The organism is Olleya sediminilitoris, assembly GCF_016785945.1.
Lineage (GTDB): Bacteria > Bacteroidota > Bacteroidia > Flavobacteriales > Flavobacteriaceae > Olleya > Olleya sediminilitoris.
Window position 1 is genome coordinate 277,776 of sequence record NZ_JAEMEF010000001.1, and the last position, 17,237, is coordinate 295,012.

General features: G+C 34.5%; 12 protein-coding genes. 2 read left to right on the forward strand and 10 right to left on the reverse strand.

The annotated features are described in order from the left end of the window. Positions 1-54 precede the first annotated feature (54 nt). Complete coding sequence (gene gltB, locus JAO71_RS01220; protein WP_202998485.1) at positions 55-4,551, forward strand: glutamate synthase large subunit; 4,497 nt, start codon at positions 55-57, stop codon at positions 4,549-4,551. A gap of 3 nt (positions 4,552-4,554) precedes the next feature. Beyond that, a complete protein-coding gene (locus tag JAO71_RS01225) occupies positions 4,555-6,021 on the forward strand; it encodes a glutamate synthase subunit beta (protein WP_202998486.1) in 1,467 nt (488 codons plus the stop codon). A 103-nt stretch (positions 6,022-6,124) separates the two neighbouring features. Here the strand turns inward: JAO71_RS01225 and argH are convergent, their stop codons facing one another. From argH to ilvA, 10 genes are all read right to left on the reverse strand, one after another. Beyond that, a complete protein-coding gene (argH, locus tag JAO71_RS01230) occupies positions 6,125-7,399 on the reverse strand; it encodes an argininosuccinate lyase (protein WP_202998487.1) in 1,275 nt (424 codons plus the stop codon). Between the two features lie 78 nt (positions 7,400-7,477). Then, the gene (locus JAO71_RS01235; RefSeq protein WP_202998488.1) at positions 7,478-8,539 is read right to left on the reverse strand and encodes a M20 family metallo-hydrolase; all 1,062 of its coding nucleotides are present in this window, start codon (positions 8,537-8,539) and stop codon (positions 7,478-7,480) included. Beyond that, the gene (gene argB, locus JAO71_RS01240) at positions 8,536-9,312 is read right to left on the reverse strand and encodes an acetylglutamate kinase (RefSeq protein WP_202998489.1); all 777 of its coding nucleotides are present in this window, start codon (positions 9,310-9,312) and stop codon (positions 8,536-8,538) included. Before argB ends, JAO71_RS01235 begins: the two co-directional genes overlap by 4 nt. 150 nt (positions 9,313-9,462) lie before the next feature. Further along, the gene (locus tag JAO71_RS01245; RefSeq protein WP_202998490.1) at positions 9,463-10,413 is read right to left on the reverse strand and encodes an N-acetylornithine carbamoyltransferase; all 951 of its coding nucleotides are present in this window, start codon (positions 10,411-10,413) and stop codon (positions 9,463-9,465) included. 66 nt (positions 10,414-10,479) lie between these two features. After that, a complete protein-coding gene (locus JAO71_RS01250) occupies positions 10,480-11,619 on the reverse strand; it encodes an aspartate aminotransferase family protein (RefSeq protein ID WP_202998491.1) in 1,140 nt (379 codons plus the stop codon). Next, on the reverse strand, positions 11,616-12,416 hold the full coding sequence (gene proC, locus JAO71_RS01255) for a pyrroline-5-carboxylate reductase (protein WP_202998492.1): 801 nt from the start codon (positions 12,414-12,416) through the stop codon (positions 11,616-11,618). The genes JAO71_RS01250 and proC overlap by 4 nt, the downstream gene beginning before the upstream one ends. Before the next feature lie 160 nt (positions 12,417-12,576). Then, entirely contained in the window at positions 12,577-13,560 is a 984-nt protein-coding gene (gene argC, locus JAO71_RS01260; RefSeq protein ID WP_202998493.1) for an N-acetyl-gamma-glutamyl-phosphate reductase, read from the reverse strand. A gap of 116 nt (positions 13,561-13,676) precedes the next feature. Next, on the reverse strand, positions 13,677-14,864 hold the full coding sequence (locus JAO71_RS01265; RefSeq protein WP_202998494.1) for an argininosuccinate synthase: 1,188 nt from the start codon (positions 14,862-14,864) through the stop codon (positions 13,677-13,679). Beyond that, positions 14,857-15,480: a GNAT family N-acetyltransferase gene (locus JAO71_RS01270; protein WP_202998495.1), complete on the reverse strand. Its 624-nt coding sequence runs from the start codon at positions 15,478-15,480 to the stop codon at positions 14,857-14,859. Before JAO71_RS01270 ends, JAO71_RS01265 begins: the two co-directional genes overlap by 8 nt. Positions 15,481-15,951: 471 nt before the next feature. Beyond that, a complete protein-coding gene (gene ilvA, locus JAO71_RS01275) occupies positions 15,952-17,217 on the reverse strand; it encodes a threonine ammonia-lyase IlvA (RefSeq protein ID WP_202998496.1) in 1,266 nt (421 codons plus the stop codon). Positions 17,218-17,237 lie beyond the last annotated feature (20 nt).

The window sequence follows — 17,237 nt, forward strand, 5'->3', positions numbered from 1 at the left end:
CGTGTATCTTAGGTAAAAAATAAGGCACAAAAAGCCTTGAAAATTTCACTTATTATGCTTAAAAAACAAGGACTTTATTTACCAGAATTCGAACACGACAATTGTGGTGCAGGATTTATATGTAGTCTAACCGGAAAACGATCTAATGACATCATCCATAAAGCACTTGAAATACTAGTAAAATTAGAGCATCGTGGCGCTGTAAGCTCTGATGGTGTTACAGGTGATGGAGCAGGTATATTAATTGATATTCCGCATAAATTTTTCAAGATTTTTTGCGAATTTGAACTACCGGAATCTGGAGACTACGCAGTGAGTAATGTTTTTCTTCCAAGAAAGGAAAATCAACGTCAATTTTGTATAGATATTTTTGAGAAAGAAATCCAAAATCAAGGACTAAATTTAATTGGATGGAGAGACGTACCTGTTAACAGTAAAGTTTTAGGAAAAGTAGCCAAAGAAACCGAACCTTTTGTTAAGCAAATATTTATAGGTAAAGCTAACAATGAACAAACCGAAAGAGATTTTAATATAAAACTATATGCTGCACGTAAAATTGCAGAACACACAATATACGACTCTAAACTATCGGAATGTAAATATTTCTATCTACCTAGTTTATCCACAAAAATTATCATTTTTAAAGGCTTATTAATGCCTGAGCATATTAATGAGTATTATCTGGATTTATTCAATTCGGCTTTAGATACACGTTTAGCATTAGTACACCAACGTTTTTCAACTAATACATTTCCAACTTGGGATTTAGCACAACCGTTTAGATACATTTGTCATAATGGAGAAATAAACACTGTTAGAGGTAACGTTTCTAGAATGTTTTCTCGTGAAGAAATCATGGAAAGCCCATTATTTGGTGACGACATCAAAAGGATAATACCAACAGTATTAAAAGGAAAATCAGATTCTGCAACCTTAGATATGGTTGTTGAGCTGTTATTAATGACTGGTCGTTCGCTACCTGAAGCAATGATGATGTTAGTACCAGAAGCATGGGAAAAAAACCCAAACATGTCTGACGCTAAAAAAGCATTTTATGAATATAATTCTTGTCTAATGGAACCTTGGGATGGACCAGCTTCCATACCTTTTACAGATGGTAATTTTATTGGTGCTGTTTTAGACAGAAATGGTTTACGTCCTTCACGTTACACAGTAACTAAATTAGGCAATGTTATTATGTCTTCGGAAACAGGTGTTGTAGATATTAAACCTGAAAACGTAGAATATCATGGTCGTTTAGAACCAGGTAAAATGTTTTTAGTAAACATGAATGAAGGTCGAATTGTTAACGATGAAGAAATAAAAGAAGAAATTGCTGCAAAACACCCTTACAGAAAATGGTTAAACGAAAACCTAATTCATTTAAAAGATATTGAAGCCAAACAAGGACCTATTAAATATGATGAAATCGACCTTAAAAAACGTGAAGTTATTTTCGGATATACACAAGAGGATTTCAACACTATTATTCGTCCTATGGCGCAATTAGCAAAAGAACCAATAGGATCTATGGGAAGTGATACACCTATTGCTATCTTATCAGAAAAACCACAGTTAATTTACAACTATTTTAAACAAATTTTCGCACAAGTTACCAATCCACCTTTAGATGGTATTCGTGAAGAGTTAATTACGGACATCAGTTTAACCCTAGGAAGCGATGTTAATATTTTTGATATCAACGCAGATCACTGTAAAAAGTTAAAAATCCAAAATCCAGTAATTTCAAAACACGATTTAGATAAAATTAGAGATTACGATACCAATCCTGACTTTAAGGTTGAATCTATTTCTATGCTATATGAAGTAAATAAAGGGTTAAACGAATTAGAAGTTGCACTTGAAAACTTAGTAAACAAAGCATCAAAAGCAATTGATAATGGAGCAAATATTATTATTCTTTCTGATAGATTTGTAGACGAAAATCATGCACCAATTCCTGCGTTATTAGCTTGTTCTTATGTGAATCATGCGCTTCATAAATTAAAAAAACGTTCAAAAATTAGCTTAATTATTGAGTCTGCAGAACCTCGTGAAGTACATCATTTTGCCTTACTATTTGGCTATGGAGCAAGTGCTGTTAACCCTTATATTGTTAATGAAATTGTTCAAAAACAGATAGAAAATCAAGATGTTACAGATTTAGAATATTTAACAGCAATTAAAAATTACAACAAAGCAGTTGGAAAAGGTATCTTAAAGGTTATGAACAAAATTGGGATTTCTACCTTAAACTCTTACAGAGGATCTCAACTATTTGAATGTATCGGAATTAAATCGTCTACAGTCGAAAAATATTTCCCAAATACAACCACTCGTATTCAAGGTATTGGTTTAAGGGAAATTGAACAAGAAATTGTAAAACGTCACAAAAAAGCATTCCATAAAAATACAGAACCAACTATTGAAGTTGGTGGTGATTATAGATGGAGACGTGGACAAGAAAAACACATGTTTAATCCATTAACAGTTGCTAAACTTCAAGAATCAGTAAGAACCAACAAAGCTTCTACTTTCAAAGAGTACTCAGAGCTAATAAACAACCAATCTAAAAGTTTAATGACCATTAGAGGACTGTTTGAATTTGATCAATTTGACCCAATTCCGTTAGAGGAAGTAGAACCTTGGACAGAAATTGTAAAGCGTTTTAAAACAGGAGCTATGTCTTATGGTTCTATTAGTAAAGAAGCTCATGAAAATTTAGCAGTAGCCATGAATAGAATTGGAGGGAAATCTAATTCTGGTGAAGGTGGAGAAGATCAAGAACGCTTTTATAAAACCTCACAAGGTGATTGGAAAAACTCAGCAATAAAACAAGTGGCTTCTGGTCGTTTTGGTGTGACTTCAAATTATTTAACTAGTGCCAATGAAATTCAAATAAAAATAGCACAAGGTGCAAAACCTGGTGAAGGCGGACAATTACCAGGACCAAAAGTAAATCGTGAAATTGCAAAAACAAGAAACTCTACGCCTTATGTAGGATTAATTTCACCTCCACCACACCATGATATTTATTCTATTGAAGATTTATCGCAATTAATCTACGATGTAAAATGCGCTAATCGCGAAGCTAGAATTAATGTCAAACTAGTATCTGAAGTTGGTGTTGGTACAGTAGCTGCAGGAGTTGCTAAAGCTAAAGCAGATGTTATTTTAGTATCTGGTTTTGATGGTGGTACTGGTGCTTCTCCTTTAACATCGTTACGTCACGCAGGTTTACCTTGGGAACTTGGTATTGCAGAAGCACAGCAAACCTTAGTAATGAACGATCTTAGAAACCGTGTGGTTTTAGAATGTGACGGACAACTAAAAACAGGACGTGATGTAGCTATCGCCTGCCTATTAGGAGCCGAAGAATTTGGTTTTGCAACAGCTCCTTTAGTAGCATCTGGCTGTATCATGATGCGTGTTTGCCACTTAAATACGTGTCCTGTTGGAATTGCAACACAAAACCCAGAACTACGTAAAAAGTTTAAAGGTAAACCAGAACACGTAGTAAACTACATGTATTTTGTAGCACAAGAATTACGTGAAATCATGGCTAAATTAGGGTTTAGAACTATAAATGAAATGGTTGGTCAATCTCAAAAACTAAATAGAAATAAAGCGATAGATCATTATAAATCTTCAGGAATTGATTTAACACCAATTCTTCACAAAGTAAAAGTTGATGAAGAGGTACAATTATTTAACACTTACTGTCAAGACCACAATTTAAATGCACATTTAGATTTTAAAATTATCAAACAAGCACACCAAGCTTTATTTAGAAGACAAAAAACACATTTTGAATTACCCATAACAAACATTGATAGAGCAGTTGGAGCTATTGTTAGTAATGAAATCTCAAAAATTTATGGTGCGGATGGCTTACCAGAAGATACAATTGACATTGAATTTAGTGGTTCTGCTGGGCAAAGTTTTGGAGCATTTGCCACCAAAGGGTTAAAATTCACAGTTCACGGAAATACTAATGACTACTTAGGAAAAGGGTTATCTGGAGGAAAATTAATTATTAAAGTTCCAGAAAAATGTACCATTGTTCCAGAAGATAATATCATTACTGGAAACGTAACGCTTTATGGAGCAACTTCTGGCGAAGTGTATATTAACGGAAAGGCTGGAGAACGTTTTTGCGTTAGAAACTCTGGTGCAAAAGCAGTTGTAGAAGGTATTGGAGATCATGGTTGTGAATACATGACAGGTGGTGTTGCAGTAATACTTGGAGCTGTAGGTAGAAACTTCGGAGCAGGAATGAGTGGTGGTGTTGCTTATGTTTTAGATGAAGAAGGAACGTTTAAGAAAAACTGTAATTCAGACGATTTAAATATCGATCCTGTTGAAAATGTTGAAGACCAACTACAACTAGAGCAGCTTATTGAAAATCATTTCCTTGCAACCGGAAGCCCTTTAGCAAGACGTATTTTAGATGATTGGAAAAACTACCTTCCAAAATTCAAGAAAGTATTACCAGAAGAATACAGACAAGCATTATTAAGATTAGAACAAGAAGAATTAGAATTAGCGTAAATTATGGGAAAGACAACAGGATTTTTAGAGTTTAAGCGCCAAAACGAAAGTTATATTGAGCCAGAAAAACGAATTGAAAACTATAACGAATTTACGGTTCCTCTAAAAGAAGAAAAGTTAAAAGATCAAGGTGCACGTTGTATGGATTGCGGTATTCCATTTTGCCATAGCGGTTGTCCACTAGGTAATTTAATTCCAGATTTTAATGACAAAGTCTACAAGGGAAAATGGAAAGAAGCTGCCGAAATTTTACATAAAACAAATAACTTTCCAGAGTTTACAGGAAGATTATGCCCAGCACCTTGCGAAGAAGCTTGCGTTTTAGGTATTAACGAAGATCCTGTAACTATTGAGAATATTGAGAAAAATATAGTTGAAACCGCCTTTAACGAAGGATGGATTACAGCAAAACCACCAAAATTAAGAACAGATAAAACGGTTGCTGTTATAGGTTCTGGGCCTGCTGGTTTAGCTGCTGCACAACAATTAAATCGCGCAGGACACAATGTAACTGTATTTGAACGTGACGAAAAAGTTGGTGGTTTATTACGTTATGGTATTCCAGATTTTAAGATGGAAAAAAACGTAATAGATAGACGTGTTGCTGTTTTAGAAGAGGAAGGAATCACTTTTAAAACCAATGCTCATGTTGGTGTAAACATAGACGCAAACCAACTTAAAGACGATTTTGACGCAGTAGTTTTATGTGGTGGAGCAACGGTAAGAAGAAATATCCCGATTCCTGGAGCTGATTTGAAAGGTGTCACGCAAGCAATGGATTTTTTAAAACTAAACAATCAATATGTAGATGGTTTAGTGGATTTTAAAGATATTATTTCTGCAGAAGGAAAAGATGTTATCGTAATTGGCGGTGGAGATACCGGAAGTGACTGTATTGGAACTTCTAATCGTCATGGAGCAACTTCGGTTACCAATTTTGAAATCTTAAGTAAACCTACTGAAGGTCGTCCAGCACATCAACCTTGGCCTTATTGGCCTATGAAGCTAAAAATAACCTCATCACACCAAGAAGGTGTAGAACGTTTTTTTAGCATTTCTACTAAAGAATTTTTAGGAGACAAAGAAGGCAATTTAACAGGATTAAAAACCGTTGAAGTAGAATGGATTTTTACTCCAGGAGAAAGACCACAACTTAAAGAAGTTCCAAATACCGAAAAAGAATGGAAATGCGACATCGCATTATTAGCTCTTGGATTTACAGGCGCTGAAAAAACGCTAGCAGAACAATTTGGATTAAACATGGATTTTAGAACCAATATTGAAGCTACAACAAAAGATTACAAAACAAATATCCCTGGTGTTTTTGCAGCTGGAGATATGCGTCGTGGACAATCATTGATTGTTTGGGCTATTTCTGAAGGTAGACAAGCAGCGTATCATATAGACACGTATTTGATGGGAGAGTCTTGTTTACCTTTAAAGGATGATAGCGATTTGCCTCGTGTTTAAATAAACGTAACTCTTTGTCACATTGAGCGCAGTCGAAATGCTACTAAACCTAAATCTTAAGATTTTCGACTGCGCTCAAACTGACGGTTATATGCCTAAAATTTTACTCAGGATACTTGCCTCTAATCCCATCTAAACACAAATTACCAATACTACCAACATGCGTGTGTTTTTTAGAGGTATCTGGCACATAAGTTCCACTTTCCACTTCGCCTCCAATTTTTTGATACGCTTCTCTAAAAGGCATACCTCCCACAACCAACGTGTTAATATTATCTACCGTAAACAAGTATTGATACTTAGCATCATTTAAATCGATGTCTTTTACAATAACTTGCTGAATAGCGTAATTAAAAATATCCAATAAGTCTTTTACATCTTCAATTGCTGCAATAATATTTTCTTTTAATAACTGAAAATCTCTATGGTAACCACTTGGTAAATTATTAGTAATTAATACCATTTCATGATGTAAGGCTTGAATTTTATTGGCTTTACCTCTAATCAATTCAAAAACATCTGGATTCTTTTTATGTGGCATAATGCTACTTCCTGTAGTTAACTCGTCTGGAAAGGCAATAAAGCCAAAATTCTGACTATTATACACACAAATATCCATTGCAAAACGCGCTAAGGTATTACACACACCCCCTAAAGCTAAAGCAATAGTACGCTCGCTTTTTCCTCTGCTCATTTGTGCAGCAACGACGTTATATTTTAAAGTAGAAAACTTTAATTCTTTAGTAGTTAAATCTCTATCAATAGGAAAAGAGCTTCCGTAACCTGCTGCAGAACCTAAGGGATTTTGGTCTACTGTTTTTAAAGCTGCATTTAACAGATAAACATCGTCAATCAGCACCTCAGCATAAGCAGAAAACCACAAACCGAAAGAAGAAGGCATTGCTACTTGTAAATGTGTATAACCAGGAAGTAAAGCTTCTTTATGCGTTTCTGCCAAACCTAAAAGGGTATCAAAAAACGTTTTTGTCTTCGTATTAATTTCTTTTAAATTCTCCTTGTAATAAAGCTGAAGCGCAACTAAAACTTGATCATTTCTTGAACGTGCTGTGTGAATTTTTTTTCCAACATCGCCTAAAGTTTTTGTTAGTTCGTATTCAATTTTAGAATGCACATCTTCAAAGGACGCTTCAATAACAAAGGTTCCGTTTTCTATAGTTTCCGCAACAGCGTGCAAACCACTTTTAAGCTGTTGTAATTCTTCCGAAGAAATAATGCCAATAGACTCCAACATTATTGCATGCGCTAAAGATGCTTGCACATCATACTTTGCAATATGTAGGTCAATCTCTCTATCGTTTCCAACGGTAAATTGTTCTATTTTTTTATCGATACTTATTCCTTTGTCCCAGAGTTTCATAATTATTTTTTTTTGTCTCCTCGAGCGCAGTCGAGAGGTCTTTAATACTAATAGGTCTCGACTGCGCTCGACCTGACATTACAATACTTTTTCTAATAATTCAATATATATTTTAATCCCTTCTTCAATCTCATTCACGTAAATAAACTCGTCAGCAGAATGGGAACGCGTGCTATCTCCTGGTCCCAATTTTAAAGAAGGACAACTCAACACCGCTTGATCTGATAAGGTTGGCGAACCATAAGTGCTTCTACCAATTTCTATTCCTGCAATTACCAATGGATGATCGATTGGAATGGACGACGAATTTAATTTTATGCTACGCGGAATAATACTATCACAAGACGCTTCTTTCTGTAAAATATCGACAATGTCTTGGTTTGAATATTTATCATTTACACGGACATCAACCACTAGTTTCACATCTGCAGGAACCGCATTATGCTGCTTTCCTGCATTTATTTGCGTAACAGTCATCTTTACATCTCCCAAAGCTTCCGAAGTTTTATCGAACGTGTAATTTTTAAACCATTCTAAAACTGGAATTGTTTTATAAATGGCGTTATCGTGATTTGGATGCGCAGCATGACTTGGCGTTCCTTTTACAACTGCATCAAACACGACTAAGCCTTTTTCGGCAACAGCCAAATTCATTAAAGTTGGCTCTCCAACAATAGCGACATCCACTTTTGGAATAACCGACAACATACTATTTAACCCATTGTCTCCACTGCTTTCTTCTTCAGCGGAAGCGACAATAACCAGATTAAAATTTAGATTTTCTCTGCTATAGAAATAAGCAAACGTTGCTAATAAACTCACCAAACAACCTCCAGCATCATTACTACCTAAACCATATAATTTTCCGTCTTCAACAATGGCTTTAAAAGGATCTTTGGTGTAGCCATTATTTGGTTTTACAGTATCGTGATGCGAGTTTAATAACAACGTTGGTTTACTATCGTCAAAATATTTATTAGTTGCCCACACATTATGATTGGTTCTTTTAAAAGGAATATCCTGTTGCACAAACCATTGCTCAATATGTGCTGCTGTAGGGCCTTCTTCTGAAGAAAACGACTGCGTTTCTATCAATTGTTTTAATAAAGCAATTGCTCTTGTTGTTAGTTTTTCTATCATTTTGAAATGGTTGTGTGTTTATTATTTTTATCGAAAAGCATTTCTGATTTACCAATACAAACTTTTTTAACTTGATTATTTACAGCATGAAAACAGTTGTTTAATTTTGGCAACATGCCTTCATAAATAATACCATTTTCAATCAACGGTTGATAGCTTTTAGTGTTTATATTTTGGATAACAGAATCGTCATTATTTACATCTTCTAAAACACCCTTTTTTTCGAAGCAATAATATAATTCAGTTTTATATTTTGTTGCGAAACCTATTGCTAATTCCGAAGCAATCGTATCTGCATTGGTATTTAATAATTGCCCGTTTTTATCATGAGTAATCGCGCAAAACACAGGTGTAATTGTATTGTTTAAAAGAATTTCTAAGGTTTCTGTATTTACCTTTTTGACGTCTCCAGCAAATCCATAATCGATAGGTTTAGATGGTCTTAAATCCGAAACTATCGTGTTGCCATCTGCTCCTGAAAAACCAATAGCATTACAACTGTTAGCTTGTAATTGTGCGACTATAGTTTTATTGATTTTTCCAGCATACACCATGGTGATAATATCTAAAGTGACTTGATCGGTTACGCGTCTTCCGTCAATCATTTTAACCTCAACTTGCATTTGTCGTGCTAATTTAGTTGCTAATTTTCCACCACCATGCACTAGGATTTTAGGAGCATCTATAGTCGCGAATGCTTTTAGGAATTGCTGCAAAGCGTTATCATCATCGATGATGTTTCCTCCAATTTTTATGATTTTTAGTGTTTTCATGCTTATTCTTCTCTTGATGTGATACTGAAATGAATTCAGTATGACGTGACGGATTAACATTAACTTATTGCTTACTTTAAAAGCTCAATCGTCAAGCTGAACTTGTTTCAGCTTCTCATTATTTACTAATTGTGTGATACTGAAATAAACTCAGCACGACGTAACATTACAATTTCCCAAAATTTGCTTCAAGACAATTTGCGCAGCAAAAGTCCTATTATTAGCTTGTTTAATTACAACAGACTGTTCACTATCTAAAACCGCATCTTCCACAACCACATTACGTCTTACAGGCAAGCAATGCATAAATTTCGCATTACCCAACTTCGCTTTTGTCATCATCCAATTTTCGTCTTGACTAAGTACTTTTCCGTAATCTTTATAATTACTCCAGTTTTTCACATAGACAAAATCGGCATCTTTTAAAGCCTCTTCTTGATTGTGATTTACTGGTGTTTTTTTCGTGATTGCTTCGCTTAACTCATAACCTTCAGGATGTGTAATGGTTAAATCTACATCCAAGTTTTGCATCATTTCTACAAAAGAATTTGCAACTGCTTGTGGTAACGCTTTTGGGTGTGGTGCCCAAGACAAAACAACTTTTGGTTTCGCTTTTTTTGATAATTCAGTAATAGTAATCGCATCTGCCAACGCCTGTAAAGGATGCGCTGTTGCACTTTCCATATTTACAATTGGAACCGTTGCATATTTTATAAAGCTGTTAATCACAAACTCACTTTCATCTTTTTTCTTATCGGTTAAACTAGGAAAAGCTCTAACCGCAATCACATCTGCATACTGCGAAATAACTGCTGCAGCTTCTTTTATATGTTCTGAAGTATTTGTATTCATGATGGTACCATCTTCAAACTCTAGATTCCAAGCGTCATTTACGTTTAAAACCATAACGTTCATACCCAGGTTTTTTGCTGCTTTTTCTGTGCTTAGCCTTGTTCTTAAACTGGCATTAAAGAAAAGCATGACTAAGGTTTTATTTTTTCCTAATTCCTGAAACTCAAAAGGATTCATTTTTAGCAAAATGGCTTCTTTAATGGTTTCTTGAAGATTTGAAATATCTTTTATATTGGTGTATTTTTTCATAATAAATAGGTCTCGACTGCGCTCGACCAGACAGTATGTATGTCTCCTCGAGCGCAGTCGAGAGGTTTAAGTTGTTATCTCTTTTAATTCGTTTTTTAAAGCCTCAAAAAACAAATCCACGTGTTCTTTTTTAATGGTTAAAGGCGGAAGAATTCGTAATAAATTAGGATTCTTCGCACTTCCAGTAAATATCTTATGTTCAAAAATTAGCTTTTTACGTAGTTCAGCAATCGGGAAATCAAACTCCAACCCTAACATTAAACCACGTCCTTTAATGTTTTTAATTGCCGAAATTTCTTTTGCTTGCTCCAGAAAATAAGCTGAGATGTCTTCAGCATTTTGCATCAAATCCTCTTCTTCAATAACTTCTAATACAGTCGAAGATGCAACACATGCCAAGTGATTCCCACCAAAAGTGGTTCCTAATAAACCAAAAGAGGCTTTAATATTTGGGTGAATTAAAATTCCACCAATCGGAAAACCATTTCCCATGCCTTTGGCAATCGAAACAATATCTGGTATCACATTATATTTCTGATATGCGAAGAAATCGCCAGTTCTTCCAAAACCTGATTGCACCTCATCTGCAATAAAACACGTATTATATTTTTTGCACAAAACATCTACACCTTCGTAGAACGCAGCAGTACTTTCATCTAATCCTCCAACACCTTGAATACATTCAATAATTACAGCACAGACATCGTTTTTAGCCAATGCTTTTTCAACACCTTCTAAGTCACCTAATTCCAGAATCTCAACCTCTTGCTGTGCGTTTATTGGTGCTATAATCTTCGCATTATCGGTTGCTGCAACAGCTGCTGATGTACGACCATGAAAGCCATTTTTAAAAGCAACAACTTTTTTCTTTTCGTTATGGAATGACGCCAGTTTTAAAGCATTTTCATTGGCTTCTGCTCCAGAATTACACAAAAACAAATCATAGTCTTTGCAGCCGGATAATTGCTCTAACTTGTCGGCTAATTTTACTTGTAATGGATTCTGAATCGAGTTGCTATAAAACCCTAATTTGGCAACTTGATCAGAAATTGCAGCCACATATTTAGGATGTGAATGCCCTATAGAAATCACAGCATGTCCACCATATAAATCTAAATATTTGGTGTTATTTTCATCAAAAACAAAGACATCATCTGCCTTTACAGGTGTGATATCAAACAAAGGATACACGTTAAATAAACTCATATCTGCTCTTCTTTAATGTTACTAATCTTGTTAAACGAGGCAATCATACCTTGTATTAAAGACGAACTCAATCCTTTGTGTTCCATCTCATTCAAACCTTCAATCGTACACCCTTTTGGCGTCGTTACTCTGTCTATTTCCTCTTCCGGATGATTCCCATTGGTAATCAATAAACTCGCCGCACCTTCACTGGTATACATCGCTAGTTCTTGCGCTTCTTTAGCATCAAACCCTAACTGAATAGCAGCCTGTGTTGTTGCTCTAATTAAACGCATCCAAAACGCAACACCACTTGCACAAACCACAGTAGCAGCTTGCATTTGACTTTCCGGAATACTCAACGAATGTCCTAAACGGTTAAAAATAGCTTCAGCAATTTTAATGCGTTTTGCTCCTTGCTCATTACTACACAAACACGTCATCGATTTACCAACTGCAATTGCGGTATTTGGCATCGCACGAATGATAAATTTATCCGCACCAACTTGCGCTTCAATCTTAGGAATTAGAAAACCTGTAATAGTCGAAATCAAGACGTGTTTCTCTGTTAATTCCGGCTTAATGTCATTTAATATTTGCTCAAAATGAGCTGGTTGCACTGCAAAAATGATGATATCAGATTGCCTTACAGCTTCAGTATTATCCGTTGTTAAATGCACATTTTTATAACCATCAAATTCTTGAATCTCATCCAAATTTCGTTTGGTTAAATACAAACTAGTAATGGCGTTGTTGGTTATCAATCCTTTTGCGATGGACTTTCCTAAGTTTCCTGTTCCTATAATTGCTATTTTCATTTGTTTGTTTTTTTTGTTTGGGCGTTACCACAAGGGTCGCGTTTTCCGTTATATCTTTTTTGCCTTGTTCTCGATACAAATTTGCTCATGCTTCACAAATCCACTCGAACTGACGTCAAAAAAGGATGCCACTTCAACCGCTAACGCAGCTGCTGTACTTTTAAAAATAAGTTGCTTTCAGTTTTAAACCTTCTGTTTCATCAAAACCAAACATTAAGTTCATGTTTTGAACAGCTTGACCCGAAGCGCCTTTTAATAAATTATCAATAATGCTTGTCACCAATAATTTGTCTTCATGTTTATGTAAATGAAGAATACACTTATTAGTATTTACCACTTGTTTTAAATGAATCTCATCATCCGAAACCACAGTAAAAGCAGCATCTTTATAAAATTCGCTATACAATGCTTTTGCGTCTTCCAAGCTTCCTTTAAACTTAGTATACATAGTTGCAAAAATCCCTCTTGAAAAATCACCACGATTTGGCATAAAATTGATATCAAAATTAAAATTAGATTGCAACAGTTTCACCGATTGATTAATCTCACCCAAATGCTGATGTGTAAAAGCCTTATAATGCGAAAAGTTATTATCTCGCCACGTAAAATGCGTAGTTGCAGATAACGATGTTCCTGCGCCTGTTGCTCCTGTAACCGCATTAATATGTACATCGTTTTGCAAAACTTCAGCTTTAGCTAAAGGCAATAATGCTAACTGAATAGCTGAAGCAAAACACCCTGGATTTGCAATATAATTCGCTTTTTTAATCGCTTCTTTATTTAATTCCGGCAAACCATAGACAAACGTTTTGCCATCAAAAATGGCGTCTTTAGTTAGTCTAAAATCATTACTTAAATCAATAATTTTAGTTTTACTAGAAAATGAATTGTTCTCTAAAAATGCTTTAGAATTCCCGTGACCTAAACACAAAAACAACACATCCACTTCTGGGTTAATTTGATTTGAAAACTCCAAATCTGTACTCCCAATTAAATCTTGGTGTACTTTTGATATTTTGTTGCCAGCATTAGAAGTACTGTAAATAAAATTGATGCTTGTTTTTGAATGATTTAACAACAATCTAATAAGTTCTCCAGCTGTATAACCTGCACCTCCAATGATTCCTATTTCTAATTTTTTCATTTTGATTCTTTTACTTTGCCATTCTTCGCTTAACACTTCGACTGCGCTCAGTGTGACACAGGATAACAATTTCCTTTAATTACCATTTTTGAGATACTGAAACAAGTTCAGCATGACTAAAGCTTAGAGTTTACTTGTTGATAAATTTTATTCTGATTTCCAATAATCTTAATAAATCCTTTAGCGTCATCAGCTGTCCAAGCTTTATTTTCTTCACCATAAGTACTAAATGCACTAGACATTAAATCGTGATCGGAAACAATACCATCTAAAGAAAAATGATATGGTTTTAAAGTCACTACAACATTACCAGACACCATTTTTTGAGAGCTTTGTAAAAAAGCTTCTGTATCTCTCATCACTGGATCTAAATATTGACCTTCGTGCAAATGCATGCCGTAAAAACTTGACAAGTATTCTTTATGTTGTAACTGCCATTTTGTAAGCGTATGTTTTTCTAATAAATGATGTGCTTTTATTGTAATTAAAGCAGCAGCAGCTTCAAAACCAACTCGTCCTTTTGTACCAACAATAGTATCTCCAACATGAATATCTCTACCAATTGCATATGCAGAAGCAATAGTGTTTAGGTTTTCAATATTTACTTCTGGCGTATTTTCTTGTCCGTTTAAAGCAACAAACTCCCCATTTTTAAAGGTTAATGTTACTTTTTCTTCCCCTTCTTTTTCTAATGGAGAAGGATACGCTTCGCCTGGTAAAGGTTTTTCCGATTTTAAAGTTTCAACACCACCAACACTTGTTCCCCAAAGTCCTTTGTTTACAGAATATTTCGATTTTTCCCAAGACATATCTACACCTTCAGACTTCAAATATTCAATTTCTTCTTCTCTAGTCAGTTTTTGATCTCTAATTGGTGTTATAATTTTAATATTAGGAGCCAAGGTTTGAAAAATCATATCAAAACGCACTTGATCGTTTCCTGCTCCTGTACTTCCATGAGCGATATATTCTGCATCAATACTTTTAGCATATTCTATAATTTCTATGGCTTGAATAATACGTTCTGCACTTACTGATAAAGGATACGTACTATTTTTTAATACATTCCCGAAGATTAAATACTTGACTACTTTATTATAAAAAGTAGCAACCGCATCTATATTTTTATAAGTAGAAACTCCCATTTTATAGGCATTACTTTCTATGTGTTTAATCTCTTCCGTAGTAAAACCTCCAGTATTTACGCTTACCGCATGTACATCGTATTCTTTTGATAAACTTACTGCGCAATACGACGTATCTAAACCTCCACTATATGCTATAACTAATTTTTTATTACTCATTTTTATCTTTTTTTAGGAATCTTGTTTGCTTAATGTTTTTTAATCTGGTCCAAACTTTTTTATCGTATTTGTGTTGTTCAACAGGCTTAACCTCTTTGTCAGGATCGTATAACATACCTGTACATAGGCACATTACTTGTTCTGTACGTTGTAAAACATCGTAATTTTTACAAGTTTGACAGCCATTCCAAAAGGTTTGATCTTTAGTTAATTCGGAAAACGTTACTGGTTTATAACCTAATTCGCTATTCATTTTCATAACAGCCAATCCTGTAGTAATACTAAATACTTTAGCGTTTGGAAACTTGGTTCTAGAGTGGTCGAAGATGACTTTCTTAATCTTTTTTGCAAGTCCTAAGTTTCTAAAATCTGGATGCACAATTAAACCAGAGTTGGCAACAAACTTACCATGACTCCATTGTTCGATATAGCAAAAACCTGCAAATTTATCGCCTTCTAAAGCGATAACAGCATTACCATTTTCCATTTTGGTAATGACGTATTCTGGTTTACGTTTTGCAATACCAGTGCCTCTAACTTGAGCAGCATCAGCAATGGTTTGGCAAATAATATCTGCGTAAATACTATGCGATTTATCAGCAATAACAATTTCCATTGTAATTGATTTTATTAATTAAAAATGTAATATTTTGATTTTAAGATTCCTGTCTGTGCAGGAATTTTGTTTTGAATGGAGAACCGGACTCACCTAAGCTCTAAAATAGAAGTACACCCTAAGGGCGTCGACGTAAAATTGGACGCACAACAATCCTGTTATTATTTCTAATAACTGTATTTGGAAAAGTAAATATTTGTGATGTGTGATTCAATGTTAAAAAATAAAAAACGGTTAACTAAAGTGCTTTTAAAGTAGGAGCATTAGCGACGTCGTCTGCGCGCTGGCAAACTTGTGGGTCTTTCATTTTTATTTTGTGCTTTTAACATGGTGTAAAACTAGACATTAATTTAATACGAAACTGTTTTTTATTTCTTTTTTAGTGAATTTTTATGAATTCATTAAAAAAAGCACTTTAAAATTATTTAATAATCATTTGAAAACCAGTCTTATAAACACTCTATTTTCAACTTAAACTAAAAACTGAAATAAATCAGGTTTATCATTTAAATAGTCTCCAAAAAAGTTATGCAACTTCATTTTTGTAATTAAAGGTTCTAAATCTTGAGGTGATTTTAACTCCAAACCAACCACTGCAACATCATTTTCACGGTTTACTTTTTTGGTATATTCAAAGTGAGTAATATCATCTGTTGGACCTAAAATATCTACAACAAATTCGCGCAAAGCACCTGCACGTTGCGGAAATTTAATTATAAAATAGTGTTTTAAATTAGCATGTAACAAAGCACGTTCTTTAATCTCTGGAGTACGTGTGATATCGTTATTGCTTCCGCTAACAACACACACTACATTTTTACCTTTTATGTCGTCTTTATATTGCTCTAAAGCAGCGATGCTTAATGCTCCAGCAGGCTCTACAACCACAGCATCTTTGTTGTATAATTCTAAAATAGTTTGGCATATTTTACCTTCGTCTACAGTAATCATATCGCTTAAATTTTGCTGACAAATTGCAAAGTTTAAATCACCAACACGTTTTACTGCTGCTCCATCAACAAAGTTTTCGATATTTTTTAATTCGGTATTTTGTTTTCGTCTTAAAGACGTAGACATTGATGGTGCTCCTGTAGGCTCAACGCCAATTATTTTTGTGTTTGGAGATAATAATTTGAACACTGAAGACAATCCTGCAGACAAACCTCCACCACCAACAGGAACAAACACATAATGGATTGGATGCTGCGCTTGATCTATAATTTCTAGTCCAACGGTTGCTTGACCTTCAATAACTTTTTCATCATTAAAAGGATGGATAAATGTTTTATTTAATACTTCACTTTGTTGCAAAGCTGCATGATAAGCATCATCAAAAGTATCACCAATTAATACAACTTCAATATACTCTTCGCCAAACATTTTTACTTGTTCCACCTTTTGATTTGGTGTTGGAGAAGGCATAAAAATTGCACCTTTTATTTTTAATAGTTTACATGAAATAGCTACACCTTGTGCATGATTTCCAGCACTTGCACATACAATTCCGTTTTCGATTTCTGCAAAACTTAAAGACGACATTTTATTGTAAGCTCCTCTAATTTTATAGGAACGTACTTGTTGTAAATCTTCACGCTTAAACATGATATTAGCGTTGAATTGCTTAGAATAATTTCTGTTAGACATTAAAGGAGTTACAGATGCAACTCCTTTTAATTTTTCTGCAGCAGCCTCAACAGATGCTAATGTTGGCTTATATATTGTTGTGGTATTTTCCATGTTTTATGAGATCCTGAAAT

Excerpts from the sequence above, each read along its gene's own strand:
- JAO71_RS01235 (WP_202998488.1), bottom strand. The coding sequence starts at position 8,539 with ATGATAGAAAAACTAACAACAAGAGCAATTGCTTTATTAAAACAATTG.
- argC (WP_202998493.1), bottom strand. The coding sequence starts at position 13,560 with ATGAAAAAATTAGAAATAGGAATCATTGGAGGTGCAGGTTATACAGCT.
- ilvA (WP_202998496.1), bottom strand. The coding sequence starts at position 17,217 with ATGGAAAATACCACAACAATATATAAGCCAACATTAGCATCTGTTGAG.
- argB (WP_202998489.1), bottom strand. The coding sequence starts at position 9,312 with ATGAAAACACTAAAAATCATAAAAATTGGAGGAAACATCATCGATGAT.
- gltB (WP_202998485.1), top strand. The coding sequence starts at position 55 with ATGCTTAAAAAACAAGGACTTTATTTACCAGAATTCGAACACGACAAT.
- JAO71_RS01245 (WP_202998490.1), bottom strand. The coding sequence starts at position 10,413 with ATGAAAAAATACACCAATATAAAAGATATTTCAAATCTTCAAGAAACC.
- proC (WP_202998492.1), bottom strand. The coding sequence starts at position 12,416 with ATGAAAATAGCAATTATAGGAACAGGAAACTTAGGAAAGTCCATCGCA.
- argH (WP_202998487.1), bottom strand. The coding sequence starts at position 7,399 with ATGAAACTCTGGGACAAAGGAATAAGTATCGATAAAAAAATAGAACAA.
- JAO71_RS01250 (WP_202998491.1), bottom strand. The coding sequence starts at position 11,619 with ATGAGTTTATTTAACGTGTATCCTTTGTTTGATATCACACCTGTAAAG.
- JAO71_RS01270 (WP_202998495.1), bottom strand. The coding sequence starts at position 15,480 with ATGGAAATTGTTATTGCTGATAAATCGCATAGTATTTACGCAGATATT.
- JAO71_RS01265 (WP_202998494.1), bottom strand. The coding sequence starts at position 14,864 with ATGAGTAATAAAAAATTAGTTATAGCATATAGTGGAGGTTTAGATACG.
- JAO71_RS01225 (WP_202998486.1), top strand. The coding sequence starts at position 4,555 with ATGGGAAAGACAACAGGATTTTTAGAGTTTAAGCGCCAAAACGAAAGT.